The organism is Paenibacillus sp. FSL R5-0486, assembly GCF_037975155.1.
In the GTDB taxonomy this organism is placed as follows: Bacteria; Bacillota; Bacilli; order Paenibacillales; family Paenibacillaceae; genus Paenibacillus; species Paenibacillus amylolyticus.
The window spans coordinates 159,828-177,676 of the sequence record NZ_CP150237.1; the positions used below are offsets into that span (position 1 = coordinate 159,828).

A 17,849-nucleotide genomic window follows, 5' to 3' on the forward strand; every position below is an offset into this window, starting at 1 on the left:
GCGAGTTTCGTGCGTATAGACTATCATACACACCATGAGCGGTGTGGACATGCCGTGGGCAAACTGGAAGAGTACGTGCAGCGTGGTGTGGAGATCGGACTATCCCAGATTGGATTGTCCGATCACATGCCCTTGTTGCATGTCGATCCGGCTCAATATTATCCGGAAATGGCGATGCCTATGGATGAACTGCCGCGTTACGTAGAGGAGTGTTTCTCCCTGAAAGAACGTTACCGTGGGCAGATTGACGTACGTGTTGGTCTGGAAGGTGACTATATCGAAGGCTGGGAAACAGAGATCCGTGCGATCATTGAGCGTTATCCATGGGATTATGTGATTGGCTCTGTGCATTTTCTTGGGGAATGGGACATTACGGATTTCCGCCAGACCCATCACTGGGAGGGCAAAGACATCCTTGAAGTATATCGTCAGTACTACGATGCCGTAAGCAAGGCAGCCGCCACGGGCATGTACGATATTATGGGCCATACGGATGTCATTAAACGCTTCGGTTTTGTTCCTTCAACAGAGCAAACAGAAGAACGTATCTCACTGGAGAACGCAGCGTTGCAGGCTATTGCCAAAAGTGGCTGCGCCATGGAACTGAATGCTTCCGGGTTATCGAAGCCTTGTGCCGAGATGTTCCCTAGTCGCAGAATGTTGACGGAAGCCATTCGCTTGAGTATTCCATTAACCATGGGCTCTGATGCACATGACCCAATGAAGCTGGGCGATTATTTGCCTGAAGCTGAAGCACTTTTACATGAGTTGGGCTGTACGGAAGTCGCTGTTTTTGAAGGCCGTCATCGCTCGTTCATTCCTTTAAATGTATAAGCCATTAGAGTATAATGAGGGTAGGAAATAACCTTTTAGATAAGGGATTATATAGGGACTTCAACCCTCGGGAGGGCATTATGCAGCATTCGTTACGTATTTTTTCCGGTTCATCGAACCCTAAGCTGGCAGAACAGGTATGTGACAAGCTGGGTGTACAACTGGGCAAGATCAAGCTGTCCAGGTTCAAGAGCGGAGAAATATACGTTCATTATGAAGAAACGATCCGTAATTGTGATGTGTTTCTGGTACAGTCGTTGTCTCATCCGATCAATGAGCTGTTTGTCGAGTTGCTTGTGATGATTGATGCTGCAAAGAGGGCTTCAGCGCGCACTGTGAACATCATTGTTCCGTATTACGGCTATGCTCGTCAAGAGCGCAAATCCGCACCTCGGGAACCGATCTCGGCCAAGATGGTAGCAGATGTATTAACTACGGCTGGCGCCAATCGAGTGGTAACGATCGACCTGCACGCAGCGGCCATTCAGGGATTCTTCAACATTCCGGTTGACCATATGACATCACTGGATCTGATTAGTGATTATCTGTTAAGCAAAGGAATCGAGAACCCTGTTGTCGTCTCCCCGGATGCGGGACGAGCATCGATGGCAGAGAAGCTGGCGAACCGTCTGGATTCTCCATTTGCCATTATGATCAAGAAACGTCCAAGCCATAATGAATCGGTGATTACCCATGTCATTGGTGATGTAGAAGGACGGACACCTATTATTATTGAGGATCTGATCGACACTGGAACAACCATTCTGAATGTTGTGGAAGGGTTGAAGGAACGTGGCTCCAAAAATGTATATGTATGTGCAACACACGGATTGTTCTCGGATGGGGCAGTAAGTAAATTGAATCACCCGTCAATTGAAGAGGTGGTCGTTACGGACTCGATCGCACTGCCAGATGACCACCCTGAATGCTTCAAAGTGTTACCTGTTGCGCCAATGCTGGCCCGCGCCGTACGCATTATTGTGGATGGTGGCTCCATGGCCACATTGTTTAAAGATTCTGGCATATAGAGCATCGAGGATATAACGTTGTGTTGCCAGATGAACTGTTCCGTGTCTGAGTTGTTGTCTGCTCAGCACGGTTTTTTTGTTTTTGCTCTTTGAATTCAATTCTTGCTTTGCTGCTCAGAGGCTTGTGCTATAATAACATAAAATCAGTTATGATAGCGTTATCATATAGTATTCAGCCCCTAAGGTGAGATGGATGCTGAACAGTAGAACCACGGCTGAGAACATTGGCATCGTGGAGTGAGGAGTGGGGTCTATTGTCGCGTACTTGGTATTATCGACTGTTGTTTTCGTATTTCCCTATTTTCTTTTTTACCATGACGATCCTTATTTTTATCGCATTTGTTTTCATAAATGACGTCTCTAGGGAAGAGACCAGAAAGGCAGATCGGATCTCCTCCAGTTACTTGGAGTCTACACTGGATCGTACGATCCGGGATATTGAGCTATCTGTGACCGAAACAGTACAGAACACACAAGCTTACAAGCTTTATTTTAATAACACCGTCCAGACCAGCTCGGACACGGTCTATTCAATTGCACAGAATTTGCGCGAACTGTCCAGTTCTTCTTCATGGATTCAATCCATCTATATCTACGACAAGAGAAACGACAGAGTTTTGACAGTAAGTGGCTCCAGAGAATCGGACAGCTTCTCGGATAAGGTGTGGATTGATCGGATTGTTAACGGGCCAATCGGGTCGGGCTGGCAACCAGTCCGGGAAATCGAGGTGGACTTTCAGCAACCTGTACGGGTACTGACAGTGAATAAGGGCATGCCTTTACCTTTTGGCTCCGAGGGTACACTGGTCATTAATATCAAGATGAGCAGTATTGAGCAAAGTGTGGATAGTATGGTTAATGGGCAACTTTCCTTTCTGACGATTACGGATCGTGAGGGCAAGATTGTGTATAATGCCCATTCCGATTATGAAGGCGCAGTGAATGGAAAGGAGCTAAACCATTTACCGCTAGACAGATTGGGCTGGACCCTGTCCAGTGGAATTAAGGCGGGCAACTTGTTTGGCTGGGTATCCGTAGTTTCCTACGTGTGGATTGTAATTGGAATGGTGACTGTTATCTGTGCCATCGTTTATATAGTCTATATTACTCGTCGTAACTATAAGCCTATTCAGATTATCATGAACCGGATTGAAGCTCATCAAATCCGTGCGTTGGAAAACTCAGGCACTCGGACCGATGAGATGAAGATGATTGATGGTGTTCTTGAGAATCTGATCAATCATATGATGGACTATGATAAGAAGAGCAGAGAGAACGCACTTTTACAACGCAGCAGGCTGTTTAATGCCTTACTGCTTGGGGAACATATGGATCAAGTTTCAGAGCAATTGAAGGATCTGTCTCCTTTTGATGAAGTGCATGACTCGTCCCGTTTTGCCGTTGTGGTTGGAGAAATCAACAAGTATGAAAAGGGGTTCCAGGAACGGTTTACGAGAGGTGAACAAAATACGCTAAAGTTTGCTTTGATGAACGTTCTGCAGGAACTATCACGTAATATGGGAGTACAGTGCTGGGCGGAATGGATCAGCGCAGATCGAGTAGCGATACTCTTTCTGTCCAAAGAAGATAGTGACAGTAACAGCTCGGATATGTCAGGGAAGATTCGCATTGTGGCAGAGGAATGTCAATCTTGGGTGGAACAGAATCTGCGTATTTCCCTTAGCTTTGGTATTGGGCCTATTGCTGAAGGCATAGGATCGATTCGGGATTCCTATGCAGCAGCCGAGACGGTAATGCAACGCAAGCTTTTGATGAATGGTGACGTGGGGCAAGCCGAGTGCGGAGAGCATCAGCATCCTTTGCTGGATACTTACACTTACCTGCAGATGATTGCCGACTTTGTTAAACGATTCCGCATGTCGAGTGTTCAGTGGCGTGATCAACTGGAAGAGATTTTCACAGCATTTGAGCGAAATAAACTGCCAGATGACGAGATTCGCTCTCTCATCCAGGCGATGTTACAGATGCTCAGTAGAGAAGTCGCAATGATGTCAGAGAAGCTGCAAGAAGAGCTGTCAGAAGAGAACATTAACAAGTGGCTCAAGTTGATGGAAGAGGCAGAGACACTTGAGGATATCAAAGGCCTTCTGTTTGATAATCTGACGGATCTGTTCAGAACCTATGTGTCGGTCACTGAAACCAAGAGTTACAAAGCAATGGTTAACGAAATGAAAGCCTATATTGAAGAACAGTTTGCTAATCCAGATCTTTCATTGAAACATCTGAGTGATCGATTTCAGATTACGGGCAAACATGCGAGTTATTTGTTTAAGACCGAATTCAACATGAAGTTTGTTGATTTTGTTACAGAGCTTCGCATGAAGGAGGCCGAACAGCTTCTGTTAAAAACGGATCATTCCTTGCAGGACATTGCTTTGAAAGTAGGATACGCGAACGGGATTACTTTAGGCCGTGTGTTTAAACGGGTGATGGGTATTACACCAGGGGATTATCGTCGTTTGAAACGTGAACACCTTGATCTCGAAGAATGACAAGAATATAGATGTTCATGGCTTAAGTAAATACAGGGTGAGTTTTAGGCAGTCGCTCTTCACTGAGAGAGTGGACAGTCTGGGATTCACCCTGTTTGTATTATTCAGTTATAAACTGAAAGGGAAGTAACTACTTGTGTGCGAGATTACAAGGATATTCCCACTTTTTTCTATTTACGAATATAAGCAGTATGTGAAAATGGTTTATCCGAATATGAGCAGAGTGTTCTGTGTCAGAGGGGGCAGACTAGCACTAAAGCCTTTAGTAGCAAGGGGTTGGAAAATAGTCAGTCTGCGATAATAATCAGAGTGTATAAACCATAATCCGTATGTAAACGCTTACGAAACTAGTTTATTGTAAGAAAGACGAGAGATGTGGAATACTCAGAGCAAGCTTCAAAAACATTCACGCAAAGCCAAAGGGGATGAACGGAATGACAAGAAAAGGGAGTCTAAAGAAGTTGATGGGTTTGGCGCTTACAGCAGTAATGGGCGTCTCACTACTTGCGGGGTGCTCATCTGCTGATAACAAATCAGCAGAAGGTGGGGCATCTGGCGATGGAAAACGCGTCACATTAAAGGTGGAGCTTTTCGACCGTGGTAAAACACCTTCTCAGTACACGATCTCAAATAACTTTATCTCTCAAATGATTCAAAAGAACTTTGGTGATCCGAACAACATTGACGTACAGTTCGTACCTGTTCAACGTTCTGAGGAAGTAACCAAGCTGAATGTCCTGATGGCTAGTGCTTCGGATGTTCCGGATATTGTCTTCGTTTATGACTCCAGCGTGTTTTACCGCTATGCACAACAAGGCGGGTTGACAGATGTAGGTGATCTGATTAATCAGTATGGACCGAATCTGAAAAAGTTTTTGGGCGAAGATACATTAAAGTTTGGTCAAGTGGAGGGACAGCAGTTTGCTATACCGGGTAAACGTGCGATTACAGCGCGGTACAGCTCCTTCATTCGTCAAGATTGGTTAGATAAGCTGGGAATGCCAGCACCTCAAACAACAGATGAGTTGTATAACACAGTGAAAGCTTTTAAAGAAAAAGATCCTGGCAATGTGGGAAGTCAAAACATTCCTATGGGTTTTGCGCTTGCACCAGCTTCCTATGAACCACTCATCTATTCTTTCATTAAGCCAATCGCTGGTGATAAGACTTATGCTCAACGCTATGAACTGCCTCTGCATGAAGGCTTCAAAGAATCCATGCAGTTCTTGAATAAGCTATACAACGAAGGATTGATCAGTAAGGATTTCAGCTTGGATAAGGATAAAACCCAGTTAAACAAAGACGTTGCAAATGGAAATACTGGTTTCTTCTCTGAAGATGTGGACTCTATTTTCTGGCCAGATGGATCTTATGATCTGTTGAAAACAAACAAACCGGACAGCAACTTGGCTCCGCTCGATGCATACACCAATGCGAATGCTGATGGAAAACATATCAAGTCTCGTTATGGTTCGAATGGTATGTACATCATGATTCCGAAGAGCAGCGAACGTGCGGCAGAAGCAATTAAATATCTGGATTGGATGGCTTCCGATAAAAACCTCACTGCCATTTATGATGGTGTGGAAGGCGAGAACTATGATCTGGTAGACGGCATTCCGGTTGCTAAAGCAGACGCTACTCAAGAAGCAAAAGATCGTCTGTTCAATGCAGGAGATACCGCAATTATTTCGAACGGTAAAAACCTTGGTGATCAAGCACAAAATGAAAAAGCTTGGATCATGGGATTCCCTCCAGCGAATCAGGAAATTTTGAAAAAAGCACTTGAAGTTGCAAACACAGATACTGTTGGACCAATTGTCTTCAGCAAGCCAATTCAGACAGAGATGAAGTATAGCACAGCACTGACAGATAAATTGGACGTTATTATCGTAAAAACAGCGATGGCAAAACCTGAAGAATTCGATGCTGTATTTGAAAAAGAAATGGCTGACTACATGTCCTTGGGTGGAACAGAGCTGAAAAAAGAATTGGAAGCTGCTGAACAATAAGTTTGAACAAAATGTGTGTAAATTGAAGTGTTTCGATGAAGCCTGTGCCGTCTCTTGGATGGCGGCATAGCGTTTCTTCGTTTGTGAGGAGGAGAGAGAGACATGACCACATACTTGAAGAGATACTGGCAACTGTATGCGCTAATTTCACTACCCCTTATTTATTTTATCATTTTCCGATACGGACCAATGTACGGTGTGCAGATCGCTTTTAAAGACTTTAACCTGTTTCAAGGTATTAACGGTAGTGAATGGATCGGTTTTGATGCTTTTCGCGAGGTATTTGCAATGCCGGACTTCTACACTACGCTACGTAACACATTTATGCTGAATTTTCTTGATCTGATCGTTTCATTCCCTGCTCCAATCATTCTGGCCATTATGCTCTATGAGGTAAGGTTTAAATGGTTTAAGAAAATTTCACAGACCATTTTGTACATTCCTCACTTTATCTCCTGGGTTATCATCGGGGGAATTGTATACCAATTGTTTGGTAATCAATCCGGTATGGTAAACGGTATTCTGGAAAGTATGGGCCTAAATTCAATTCCGTTTTTGACAGAGAAAAACCCTTGGCTTGTTACTTACCTGTTCACAGGTGTGTGGCAAAGTGCTGGGTGGGGAACCATTCTATATCTGGCTGCATTAACCGGCGTTAACAAGGAATTGTTCGAAGCAGCTGAGATTGATGGTGCAACGCGGCTGAAGAGAATCTGGCATATTACACTGCCAAGTATTAAACCAACCATTGTAACCTTGCTTATCCTTAATCTCGGAAATATGGTCAGCATCGGTTTTGACCGGCCTTATGTTATTGGTAATACGGCTGTTCGTGAATATTCCGATGTACTCAGTACCTTTGTATACAGAATGGGTATACAGTCTGGACAGTATACACTTGCAACGGTTGTCGGCTTATTCCAGGCTGTTGTCGGATTGATCTTTGTACTCGGCTCAAACTATATCTCGAAGAAAACAACCGGTGAAGGAATACTATAATTTTAGGGAAATAATAAAATTTGTTACATTTGGTTTGTTGAACGTATAGACCATCAGTAAAGGAGTTGTGCGCAGATGAGTGACCGCACCTCGAACCGGATTTTTGATATTGTCAATGTCTCTTTTATCACCTTATTTGTTATATTCTGTCTTGCTCCGTTTCTGCACACGATTGCGATATCGCTAAGTTCGAACCGGGCCATTACATCAGGTGAAGTAACCATCTTCCCAAAGGAATTTAACTGGGATGCATATGGGCAAGTATTTTCGGATCATTCCATGATCTATTCACTAGGCTTCACCACGGTTCTTACGATAGCTACGACAGCGCTGTGCATGTTGTTTACCATTGCTGCAGCGTACCCGCTCACGAAGAAAAAATTAAAAGGTCGCAAAATGTTTATGTACGTCATCATCATCACCATGTTCTTCAGCGGAGGGATTATTCCCGAATATTTGCTGATTCGTGACCTGCATTTGCTGAATTCCGTTTGGGCTTTGATTCTACCAGGATTAGTGAGTCCGTTTAACTTGATTATCCTGATCTCCTTCTTCCGTGGGATACCGGAGAGCTTAGAAGAATCGGCTGAGATCGACGGAAGCTCACATGTACACACGCTCTTTAAAATTATTCTGCCATTATCCATGCCAGTAATCGCTACACTCAGTTTGTTCTATGCGGTTGGACGCTGGAATGGTTTTCAGGATTCCCTGATGTACATCACGGATCCGAAGCTATATCCACTTCAACTAAAGCTCTATCAAATGGTACAGAACAACATGGTTAGTGAGCTTACATTAATGGAAGGTGCCAACCGGACCAGATTAACTCCAGAGAGTCTTAAGGCTGCAACGGTCGTGTTCGCAACAGTACCTATCCTACTGGTATATCCATGGTTGCAAAAGTATTTCGTCAGCGGTGCGATGCTGGGAGCGGTTAAAGGATAATTTTGGGTGATCCCCGTACACACAAGAACTGATATCAGGGGAAGGAGAAGGAAATGAATATGCAGGGAGAAGACAAGGGCGAATACTCATTCTCGACATGTTGGAACATCAGGAAACATCCCATAGGGGAAGATATGATTCGGGAGATTGCGGATCTCGGCTTTCGTCGGGTGGAGCTCAATTATAATGTGACGAAGGAGATGCTCACGACGATTGAGCCCATGATTGAGCGTGGAGAGATCGGAATTTCTAGTGTCCACAACACCTTTCCACATGACCCTGATCCAGACTACGGTACGGATTCCATCTTGCTCGGCTTCGAAGATGAAGTGAAACGTAAGCGGGCGATCGAATTGCTGGTAGAGTCGGCTGAATATGCCCAACGTTATGGGGGAGAAGCTGTTGTTGTACACCCGGGAGAGGTACCTTTTCCTGAGGATATCAGCAAAGACCTTGGAAAGATCTATAACGAGGAAGGTCCGGACTCACCGAAGTATCGCAGTAAATGGGCTGAATTGATGGAGCGGCGGGAAGCCCTCAGTTCAGGGTATGTGGAGAAAATTATCGCCAGTCTGGATGAGGTATGCAATCGGGCGGCAGCTAAAGGTCTGGATGTTCGTTTTGGCATCGAGACAAGATCCCGACCACAACAGATTCCTACCCTTGCCGAAGCCAAGACTATCATCACAGCTCTCAAAGGGGCTCCGGTTGGTATCTGGTACGATACAGGTCATGCCATCATGATGGACCGAATGGGCCTTTATGACAGTGTGGGAGAAATGCAAGGCCTGATGGATGATATCGTAGGGGTCCATATCCATGAGACACTTGGTCTCTCTGACCACTGGTGCCCGTATGTACACAGTAAGGATATGAACTTCTATGATGCCTATCTGCCGATGATTCGCCGCGCACAGGTGAAGGTATATGAGTTGAAGTCTGCCTGTAAGGCAGAAGAGATCCATGAGAGTCATGACTTGCTAATGAAGAAGCTTGGAGTGACAGAGTAGGCGCGGTGATGTGGGAAACAGTTTGCATGTTCACAGGCATGTGTTTAACGACTGTTTTCTCAGTGACGGAGACCCATAAATATGTAGTAAATCAAGCACAGATTTTCTAGCACTTTTGTAGAAATATGATATATACTGACGAGAAAAATGAACTCACCTACGGGCGGTATGAGTAGGCTTCCGGTCTGAATTGAAGGCACTGAAGCAACATACTCCGCACATCGGGAGAATGCATTGGTATGGAGGGGACTGCACATGTACAAACAACTGGTGGACAGTAATGACAGAGCGGTAGAAAGGGGCATATCCCGGCAGATGCTTGACCCGGAAAGCCGTTACTATGGAGGGACAATTGATCCCTTCACAGGTGTTGCTTGGGTCAACCATACGACTGGAACGCCCACGGATATGTGTTACTGGGGAGCTGCGCTCTCCAATCCGGACTCTATCTATTACCGGGATGAATCGTTGTTAAATCGACTGCTGTTAGCTACGGAATTTGTACTCCGCTTCCAGCATGAAGACGGTTCAATATCGCCTGGCTGGACCAATTACCATTCCCCTCCAGATACTGCATTTGTCGTTGTAGGGTATTCACAGTTGTATCAGCTTCTTCAGCAGCAAGAATGGGAGCCGCTTCAACCTGTATTGAACAATATGAGGCTGTTTCTGGAACGGACAATCCCAACCATGCTTACGGGAGGTTGTCATACGCCCAATCATCGCTGGGTGCTATGCGCGGCGCTTGGTTTCCTGCATGAAATATTTGATCTGGAGGAAGCTGTGCAGCGCGCAGAGCAGTGGATGGATGAAGGCATGGATATTACACCTGATGGGGAGTGGACAGAACGGAGCAATGGGATATACAGCGCAGTTAGCGACATCATGTTAATTCATGCTGCGCGCCTGCTCAATCGTCCTGAACTGCTGGAACCAGTGAGGCTTAATCTCCGCATGATGGTGTATCTGGTCCATCCAACGGGTGAAATTGTTACGGATTATTCAGGGCGACAGGATCTGGGCAGTGTTCATGATCTGTCTCCTTACTATCTGCCTTATGCCATTTTGGCTCGGCTGGACGGTGATCCACTCTTAGCCGGTATGGCAGCCTGGGCTGGAGATACATTGACAGATCCGGGAGTATGTTCGGTGAATACGCTCATTCGATTAATGCTTGAGCCGGAGCTTCAACAGACCAATGACACACGTGATGCATTACCGGAACAGTATGAGGTCATGCTGAATGAACATTTTGTACGGGGAGAATATCTGGAGCAGATGGACGCAGTAGGGCATCACGGTCGTATTTCGCACAGTCGGATGCATACGGATTTTGGTGCTCCGGTAGCCCGAATTCGGGATGGTGCTACAAGTGTGACTGTGATGACAGAAGTTCCTTCTTTCTTCGCGCTTCGTCATGGCAAGGTGCGCCTGCTGGCTGTGCAACTGGCCTCTTACTTTAATCCAGGGTATGTACCTATGCAGCAAATGACGAGGCTGTCCGAAGGCTATCGACTAACTGGTGAGCAGAAAAAAGGTTATTACGGCCCAATCCCTGCGAACCTGCTGCCAGAATCGGCTGCATCAGATATAAGTCCATGGTATTTGTTACCTCATCAGAGTCGTCAGCTTACTCATGAGCAGACATTCCGTGTAGGAGCAGAATTACAGCCAACGGAAAACGGATGGAACATGCATCTATCTGGACAGGAACCGGAGGACATTATGATGCAGTTATCCTTTGTATTCGGAAGCGAAGGTGAGCTGACCTGTGAGGATGCGATTGAAACGAGTGAGGGTCACTATTTGTGGAAAGGCGGTACATTACGCTATACCTGCGGAGAAGACTGGCTGGAGATCACCGGGGGCGAACTGGGTCATCTGGCGGCAACGGTACGTGAGGCAAAACTGCCGGACAAGTGTAAGGTTGTGCTGGTCAATTTCATGACGCCGTTTGATAAAACCCTTCATATTTCACTTTCTCCTTCAATGGCGTCGAAAATCTAGATTTATTAGATATTTAAGCCATAATAGTTAGAAGACCGAGCCCAAATGCTCGGTCTTCTTTTTTTACGAACGACTGCAATTAACGTTCTAAAATGATATTCCCACTGTCCAGCTCAGTCCAGTAATGTATGAACTATGATCATTTCAGTTGCTCTAACGCAGTTTCGATTGGTTTAGTGAACAGAGGATCATCTTTGGTTTTGCTCCAGTAAACGATAAAAATATTTCCTTTCTCATATAGAAAAGGGAATGTTGTAAATTGGGCGCTTTCCATGTGTTTATTGAATTCTTTTGTCCCGTTGATGCGATCCTTTTCAGAATTGAAAATATAAAAATGTATAAATTCAGGGCTATATGGTTCTTCTTCTACGGGCACTTCCACGGAGTACACCTCAGGTACAACATCATCTAATTTCAAAGGATACCCGGTTATACCAAAGGACACTAAATCCAGTTCTTGAGACTCGAGCGCTCTCAGTACATCATCTAATGTGAACTTATTTTCTATGTTTTCTATATCTTTTGAACATCCATTCAAAGCAAACAAGCATATTAAGATGAATATAAGTGGTTTTATCTTTGAGATCCTCAATATAACATCCCCTTTAAATATTTATTTTTTATTACATACGCGAAAAAGAGGCTGACCGTCAGAGCTAATATACGTTGTTTGATTTTTTATGGAGATAAACCACTAAAAAGGACAATAAGGATAATAATACCATAGACTACACTCGTATTAGTATAACCGGACCGAATCCAGTTAGATGCCGCGTAACCGACAAGAATAGACTAATGCAATACTGCAAAGAGAGCCTATGGTAAGTGAGTGTAGTAGTCTCTAGGTAAACATGGTTTTCCTTTGAATAAACAACGCTCCAAGGTGATAGGTTTCCGCAAAATGGAATATCATCTTCTTTTGCATTTTTTTCATAAACGACATGAAACTACATATTGAGAAGTGGGCCTTAAGATGTGGTATACTGAAGAGTATGAATGAAATGCAAAGAGGAGGTGCCTTGGAAGATGAAGGGCAAGCTAGTGCGGGCTGAGGGACACCTTGCCAATATTATACCGATTCACTTGGATGCTTCTTTCTTCTTTGAAAGAGCTGTCCGCTCGCTGGACCGTAATCATGTCGACAAGGCATTAAAATATTTTCGCAAAGCTGTTGAATACGAACCGGAAAATCCGGTAAATCATTGTAATATGGCGGGTATATTATCGGAGAAGGGGGATTACGAAGCCTCCAATGCCATTCTGGCTAACGTGCTGGAAGTGGTAGATCCGTCGATGACGGAATGTTATTTTTATATGGCGAACAATTATGCAAATATGGATCGGTTTGAGGAAGCCGAGCAAGCACTTGTTACCTATCTGGAGGAGGACACTCAAGGTCAGTTCATGACGGAAGCCGAAGAGATGATGGAGCTTCTGTATTATGAGCTGGATCGTCCGACCAAACTGAATCGAATCAAATCACGCAAAGGTGTAGTGGAGCACGATCAGGCACGGGAACTGCTGGAAGAAGGAAAATTTGCACAGGCTGCTGAATTGCTCGAAGGCATGTCTTCTGATTATCCTGATTACTTGGCTGCCCGTAACAATCTGGCACTCGCCTACTATTATATGGGTCTGTTTCCCAAAGCAAAAGAGACCATTGCCGAAGTGCTTGAACAGGAACCAGGTAATCTGCATGCACTCTGTAATTTGGCCATTTTCCATCAAAATGAGAACCGGGCTGATCAAGTGCTGCTTCTGATCAAAAAATTGCGGGTCATCGTGCCCTTCCAGCACGAACAAGTCTACAAACTGGCGACAACGATGGGAATTCTGGGCCAACACGATACGGCTTATGTTCACTTCCGGCGTTTGCTCAAGGACGAAGAGACAGCTGCTGATCCGGCACTTGCTCACTATGCAGCAGTGGCGGCTTATAATACAGAACGTTATGATGCTGCTGAGCGTTTATGGCATCATGTGTCCAAGCTTGATCCGGGTTCCGAAGTATCCCGGTATTATCTGTCAGGTCTTGAGGCTGTAAAACAAGGCGAGCAAGAGCCAGAGAAGCTGAGCTATCACTATCATCTGCCATTTGATGAGCAATTCAGACAGTGGGAGAACTACGGTAGTGGCATACCTGAAGAAATGAAGAATGATCCACTGATTCGCTCATCCTTCTTCTGGGCATTGCGTCATGGTGATCGGGCAACCAAGCTACAGGTTATTCATGCGCTTGGGATGATCGGTGACTATGAGGTGCAACAGGCTCTGCAATCCTTTATTGAAGAGACTGGAGAAGAAAAGGATCTGCTTGAGGCAGCACAAACTGTACTGAACGAATTGAAATCGGCTGAACATGAGGATCGGAATTCTCAGGTGGTTCGACCCTTTTCTCCTGTAGCCTTGAAGTCTATTGGGAAGGTTCCATCCACATCAGAGCAATTGGACACTGGTTCAACCTCCCATTGGCAGGCTGTTGTTGATCGTGCGTTACAGATGTCTGAAGCAAAGGCTGAGTTGCAGCAAGAGATGGAACGGCTCTGGACAGATTATGTATCCCGGGTACATCCGGAGGTTCCGGGTACGAAGCAGATTGAGGGTTGGGCTGCAGGACTTGAATATTTGGCAGCGAAGAATCACAGTCGGCCCGTTACCTATCAAAGCATTGCTGAGCGGTATGGGATATCGGCATCAACGGTTAGCAAGTATGCTAAACAGATTCATTCGGTTTGTAACAGCAAGCCACCACTAGTATAGAAAGTTCGCTTCAACTCGTTTTCAGAAAGACATCATCAGGTGAAGGATACAACAACCGGGAAAACGGGTAAACTTAACGAATGGGCTTTGTAAACGCCTGTAGGGTATCATCTTGGCAAGTTCATCGCTAGTACAACACATTCTCACCTTAATTAAGGAGGCTGTATCTATATGTCTAAATACAGAACGATTGTGATCGGAACGGGACCTGCGGGTCTGACAGCAGCGATATATCTGGCTCGTGCTAATCTGAAACCACTGGTTATCGAAGGTCTTCAGCCGGGTGGTCAATTGACGACGACAACGGAAGTTGAGAATTTCCCCGGTTTCCCGCAAGGTATCATGGGTCCGGAACTGATGGACAACATGCGTAAGCAAGCTGAACGTTTTGGAGCGGAATTCAAAAACGGTTGGGTGGAAGAGGTTGATTTCAGCAAACCACCCTTCAAGGTCAAAGTTGGAGGAATCGGTGAACTGGAAGCTGAATCGATCATTATCTCCACAGGTGCTTCCGCTCGTTATCTCGGTATTCCGGGCGAGCAGGAAAATGTGGGACGTGGTGTAAGTACATGCGCGACATGTGACGGCTTCTTCTTCCGAGGCAAAAAAATCGTGGTCGTGGGCGGTGGAGACTCCGCGATGGAAGAAGCGAGTTTCCTGACTCGTTTTGCAACAGACGTGACATTGGTTCACCGCCGGGATGAATTACGTGCATCCAAGATTATGCAGGATCGGGCTCGCAGCAATGAAAAAGTGAAGTGGGCACTGAACCGTACTCCACTCGAGGTCGTACCTGAAGCGCTTGGTGTCAAAGGGCTGAAAGTGCGCAACAACGAGACGGGGCAGGAAGAGTTGCTTGAAGCAGATGGCGTATTCGTTGCCATTGGTCACACACCGAATACCGGATTTCTGGGTAATGCGATCGCACTGGACGAACATGGCTATGTTGTCGTTAAACCGGGAACAACGGAGACCAATATTCCAGGTGTATTTGCCTGTGGTGATGTTCAAGATACGAAGTATCGTCAAGCTATTACGGCTGCAGGATCAGGATGTATGGCTGCGATGGATTGTGAGAAGTTCCTTGAAGGAAGCATTGTCCATGATTGGAGCGAAACGTTGGATAAATAAGCATTACATGCGTGAGGTTAGGCATATGCTGGGAATAAGAGACAACGGGAAGTCTCATGAAATGAGAGAAGCCGGAAGGCTTCTCTTTTTTTGAAACTACAGTGGGCATGAGATCGTATACATATAGGGCATATTAGCTGTGAGGTGAAGATTTTGGGGGAAATGATAAAAGATTGGTTACAGAATGCGACAGTGAGACGATTTTTGATCCTGCTCTTGTTCTGTTTAATTTTGTTCAGTATGGGGAGTATGCTGCACATGATTCTGCTGTTGTTCCTGGTTACGTATGTCATGAACAGGTTACAGCATTTCATTACAGGTGGTTTAAATCGGTTGTTTCCAATCAATTATAAAGTTGTAGTCATCCTACTCTATATGATTGTGATCGCAGTCATTGTGCTTGGCATTTCCAGATATTCACCACGGATCGTGGATCAGGTCGTTCAGTTGACAAACGAGATTATGAAATTTCTGGATAGTGCAGACGGTGATAATTTTGCGTCCAAAATTGCGGGTTATCTTCAATCCTTCGATATTAAAAATTACACCAATGATGCATTGAAATATATTTTCGCTTTGAGCAAATGGCTGGAGTTTATTCTGCTCGTCATCATTCTGAGTCTGTTCTTCTTGTTGCAGAAGCAGGAGATATCCAAGTTCACGTCCAAGTTCAAAACAAGTAAAATTGGATGGTTCTACAATGAAGTTGCTTATCTGGGAGACAAGTTCGTATCTTCTTTTGGTAAAGTCATTGAGGCACAGCTTCTTATTGCGGTGTTTAATACGGTACTGACGATACTGGGCTTATGGATTCTGGGTTTCCCGTATCTGTTCGCTCTGACCATTCTGGTGTTCATGCTTAGTCTGGTTCCCGTTGCGGGGGTTATCATCTCACTTGTACCGCTCTGTCTGATCGGGTATCAGATGGGTGGACTGAAATTAAGCATTATTGTGATCATCATGATTATTGTTATTCATGCTTTGGAGACGTACTTCCTGAATCCAAAACTGATGGCACACAAGACCAAATTGCCAATGTTCTACACCTTTATCGTACTAATTCTGTCGCAACACTTCCTGGGGATCTGGGGACTGATCATTGGTATTCCGATCTTTGTCTTCCTGCTCGATATTCTGGATGTGAACAAGATGGAGAAGACGGAAGAGCCGGTACGTGTGGAAACGAAGTTATAACGTAGAAAAATCAACTGAGTCAGCCCAATTTCTACAATTTCAGATTTTCATAAAAGTAAGGGAGCCTTCCTGTGGATGGAAGGCTCTTTTTTTGTTGGCAATATCGTCATTAGATAACTTTCTGCATGAGAATGGCAGGTGGCGGGGTGCATAAGATGAGTCACCTATATGAGGGGACGATGTTGATCTTTTATGAATGGAACGAGTGAAGATGCAATATCATGAGTTGAGGCTTCCTCTGTTATGGGGAGGAAGGAATAAAGCGTGCGTTTATAAATGAAGGTAATGAGGATGTATACGTATTCAAAAACGGTGCGTGATGTGGTTCACAACCCCGGCGGAGCAGGAGGTACTAGAGGTCTTCTCGTCTTGACCCAGGCGTATCCTTCAATTATAGTTGGTACGTAGGACTTAAACTATTTTAGATAGATAAAGGTGGCTTGCAGCATGTCTGAGAAAATCTACGTTGGGGTCGATCTCGGCGGAACAGCAATCAAGGTCGGTATATGCGATGAACAAGGTCAGCTAATGCATACGTATGAAGGACCGACTGAAGTGGATAAGGGCGTAGACACGGTCATCGCCAACATCGAGAAGTATGTCCGACATATCGTAGCCGAATCACCTTACAGTTGGGAACAGCTTGAGGGTGTAGGTGCTGGAGTGGCCGGTTTCACGAATGTACGCGAGGGAATTATCGTTCATGCCCCTAACATCGGATTTCGGAATGTGGCCATTCGTTCGATTCTGGAAGAACGTCTGGGCAAGCCAATCAAAATAGATAACGATGCAAACGTGGCTGCACTGGGTGAAGTCTGGGCAGGTGCCGGCAAAGGCGTAGACAACTGCGTATGTTATACACTCGGTACGGGTGTTGGCGGAGGCTTGATCCTGAATGGTAACATTTATCAGGGTTTCTCCGGTATGGCGGGAGAACTGGGTCATATCAGTGTTGTACCTGATCTGGAAGCCATCAAATGCGGTTGTGGTAAAATGGGATGTGTAGAAACAGTATCGTCTGCAACGGGTATTATCCGTATGGCAAAGGATGCCGTAGAGCGCGGGGATCATACGTCACTGGCACTCGTCGACAAGATTGCAGCCAAAGAAGTATTTGATGCTGCCAAGGCAGGCGATGAAGTGGCACAGCGCATTGTGAATCGTGCGGCCTTTTACCTGGGCAAGTCCATGGCTACTGTAGCAGCTGTCATTAACCCGGAGATGTTCATCATCGGTGGTGGCGTATCCAAAGCGGGCAATTTCTTGTTTGATGAAATCCGTACTGTGTTTGCTAAGCTGACGCCAGAACCGTTGCAAGATGGGGTTCAGATTCTGGAAGCTACACTTGGTAATAATGCAGGTATTGTGGGTGCAGCAGGTCTTCTCTTGCGTTCCTAGTATCCTCGTAACAAT

13 protein-coding genes are annotated in these 17,849 nt (G+C 45.3%); 12 read left to right on the plus strand and 1 reads right to left on the minus strand.

The window, feature by feature from the left end; translation table 11 throughout:
• The first annotated feature begins 9 nt into the window (after window positions 1–9).
• The 8 genes from hisJ (at window position 10) to MKY01_RS00835 (ending at window position 11,351) form a co-directional block, all read left to right on the plus strand.
• Window positions 10–834, plus strand: coding sequence for a histidinol-phosphatase HisJ (gene hisJ / locus MKY01_RS00800; RefSeq protein ID WP_127546310.1), 825 nt, complete (start codon window positions 10–12; stop codon window positions 832–834).
• Between the two features lie 80 nt (window positions 835–914).
• Window positions 915–1,862 (plus strand): ribose-phosphate pyrophosphokinase, encoded by a 948-nt coding sequence (locus MKY01_RS00805; protein ID WP_036616184.1) that lies wholly within the window; start codon window positions 915–917, stop codon window positions 1,860–1,862.
• 254 nt (window positions 1,863–2,116) lie between these two features.
• Window positions 2,117–4,375, plus strand: coding sequence for an AraC family transcriptional regulator (locus tag MKY01_RS00810; RefSeq protein WP_339284992.1), 2,259 nt, complete (start codon window positions 2,117–2,119; stop codon window positions 4,373–4,375).
• 434 nt (window positions 4,376–4,809) lie between these two features.
• A complete protein-coding gene (locus MKY01_RS00815; RefSeq protein ID WP_157116011.1) occupies window positions 4,810–6,387 on the plus strand; it encodes an extracellular solute-binding protein in 1,578 nt (525 codons plus the stop codon).
• A 102-nt stretch (window positions 6,388–6,489) separates the two neighbouring features.
• The gene (locus tag MKY01_RS00820) at window positions 6,490–7,386 is read left to right on the plus strand and encodes an ABC transporter permease subunit (RefSeq protein WP_074092961.1); all 897 of its coding nucleotides are present in this window, start codon (window positions 6,490–6,492) and stop codon (window positions 7,384–7,386) included.
• Between the two features lie 75 nt (window positions 7,387–7,461).
• A complete protein-coding gene (locus tag MKY01_RS00825; protein ID WP_074092962.1) occupies window positions 7,462–8,334 on the plus strand; it encodes a carbohydrate ABC transporter permease in 873 nt (290 codons plus the stop codon).
• A 59-nt stretch (window positions 8,335–8,393) separates the two neighbouring features.
• Window positions 8,394–9,344 (plus strand): TIM barrel protein, encoded by a 951-nt coding sequence (locus tag MKY01_RS00830; protein ID WP_127546534.1) that lies wholly within the window; start codon window positions 8,394–8,396, stop codon window positions 9,342–9,344.
• A 255-nt stretch (window positions 9,345–9,599) separates the two neighbouring features.
• The gene (locus tag MKY01_RS00835) at window positions 9,600–11,351 is read left to right on the plus strand and encodes a hypothetical protein (RefSeq protein ID WP_339284994.1); all 1,752 of its coding nucleotides are present in this window, start codon (window positions 9,600–9,602) and stop codon (window positions 11,349–11,351) included.
• Between the two features lie 139 nt (window positions 11,352–11,490).
• On the opposite strand, the gene MKY01_RS00840 is transcribed toward MKY01_RS00835, so the two are convergent.
• A complete protein-coding gene (locus MKY01_RS00840; protein ID WP_339284996.1) occupies window positions 11,491–11,943 on the minus strand; it encodes a hypothetical protein in 453 nt (150 codons plus the stop codon).
• Between the two features lie 434 nt (window positions 11,944–12,377).
• On the opposite strand from MKY01_RS00840, the gene MKY01_RS00845 reads away from it, so the two are divergent.
• From MKY01_RS00845 to MKY01_RS00860, 4 genes are all read left to right on the plus strand, one after another.
• A complete protein-coding gene (locus tag MKY01_RS00845; RefSeq protein ID WP_339284997.1) occupies window positions 12,378–14,111 on the plus strand; it encodes a tetratricopeptide repeat protein in 1,734 nt (577 codons plus the stop codon).
• Window positions 14,112–14,282: 171 nt separating this feature from the next.
• A complete protein-coding gene (gene trxB, locus MKY01_RS00850; RefSeq protein ID WP_036674745.1) occupies window positions 14,283–15,242 on the plus strand; it encodes a thioredoxin-disulfide reductase in 960 nt (319 codons plus the stop codon).
• Between the two features lie 162 nt (window positions 15,243–15,404).
• A complete protein-coding gene (locus MKY01_RS00855) occupies window positions 15,405–16,436 on the plus strand; it encodes an AI-2E family transporter (RefSeq protein WP_036616412.1) in 1,032 nt (343 codons plus the stop codon).
• Window positions 16,437–16,883: 447 nt separating this feature from the next.
• The gene (locus MKY01_RS00860) at window positions 16,884–17,834 is read left to right on the plus strand and encodes an ROK family glucokinase (RefSeq protein ID WP_017691252.1); all 951 of its coding nucleotides are present in this window, start codon (window positions 16,884–16,886) and stop codon (window positions 17,832–17,834) included.
• The last annotated feature ends 15 nt before the right edge of the window (window positions 17,835–17,849 follow it).

Excerpts from the sequence above, each read along its gene's own strand:
- MKY01_RS00805 (WP_036616184.1), top strand. The coding sequence starts at position 915 with ATGCAGCATTCGTTACGTATTTTTTCCGGTTCATCGAACCCTAAGCTG.
- MKY01_RS00815 (WP_157116011.1), top strand. The coding sequence starts at position 4,810 with ATGACAAGAAAAGGGAGTCTAAAGAAGTTGATGGGTTTGGCGCTTACA.
- MKY01_RS00820 (WP_074092961.1), top strand. The coding sequence starts at position 6,490 with ATGACCACATACTTGAAGAGATACTGGCAACTGTATGCGCTAATTTCA.
- MKY01_RS00825 (WP_074092962.1), top strand. The coding sequence starts at position 7,462 with ATGAGTGACCGCACCTCGAACCGGATTTTTGATATTGTCAATGTCTCT.
- MKY01_RS00830 (WP_127546534.1), top strand. The coding sequence starts at position 8,394 with ATGCAGGGAGAAGACAAGGGCGAATACTCATTCTCGACATGTTGGAAC.
- MKY01_RS00835 (WP_339284994.1), top strand. The coding sequence starts at position 9,600 with ATGTACAAACAACTGGTGGACAGTAATGACAGAGCGGTAGAAAGGGGC.
- MKY01_RS00845 (WP_339284997.1), top strand. The coding sequence starts at position 12,378 with ATGAAGGGCAAGCTAGTGCGGGCTGAGGGACACCTTGCCAATATTATA.
- trxB (WP_036674745.1), top strand. The coding sequence starts at position 14,283 with ATGTCTAAATACAGAACGATTGTGATCGGAACGGGACCTGCGGGTCTG.
- MKY01_RS00855 (WP_036616412.1), top strand. The coding sequence starts at position 15,405 with ATGATAAAAGATTGGTTACAGAATGCGACAGTGAGACGATTTTTGATC.
- MKY01_RS00860 (WP_017691252.1), top strand. The coding sequence starts at position 16,884 with ATGTCTGAGAAAATCTACGTTGGGGTCGATCTCGGCGGAACAGCAATC.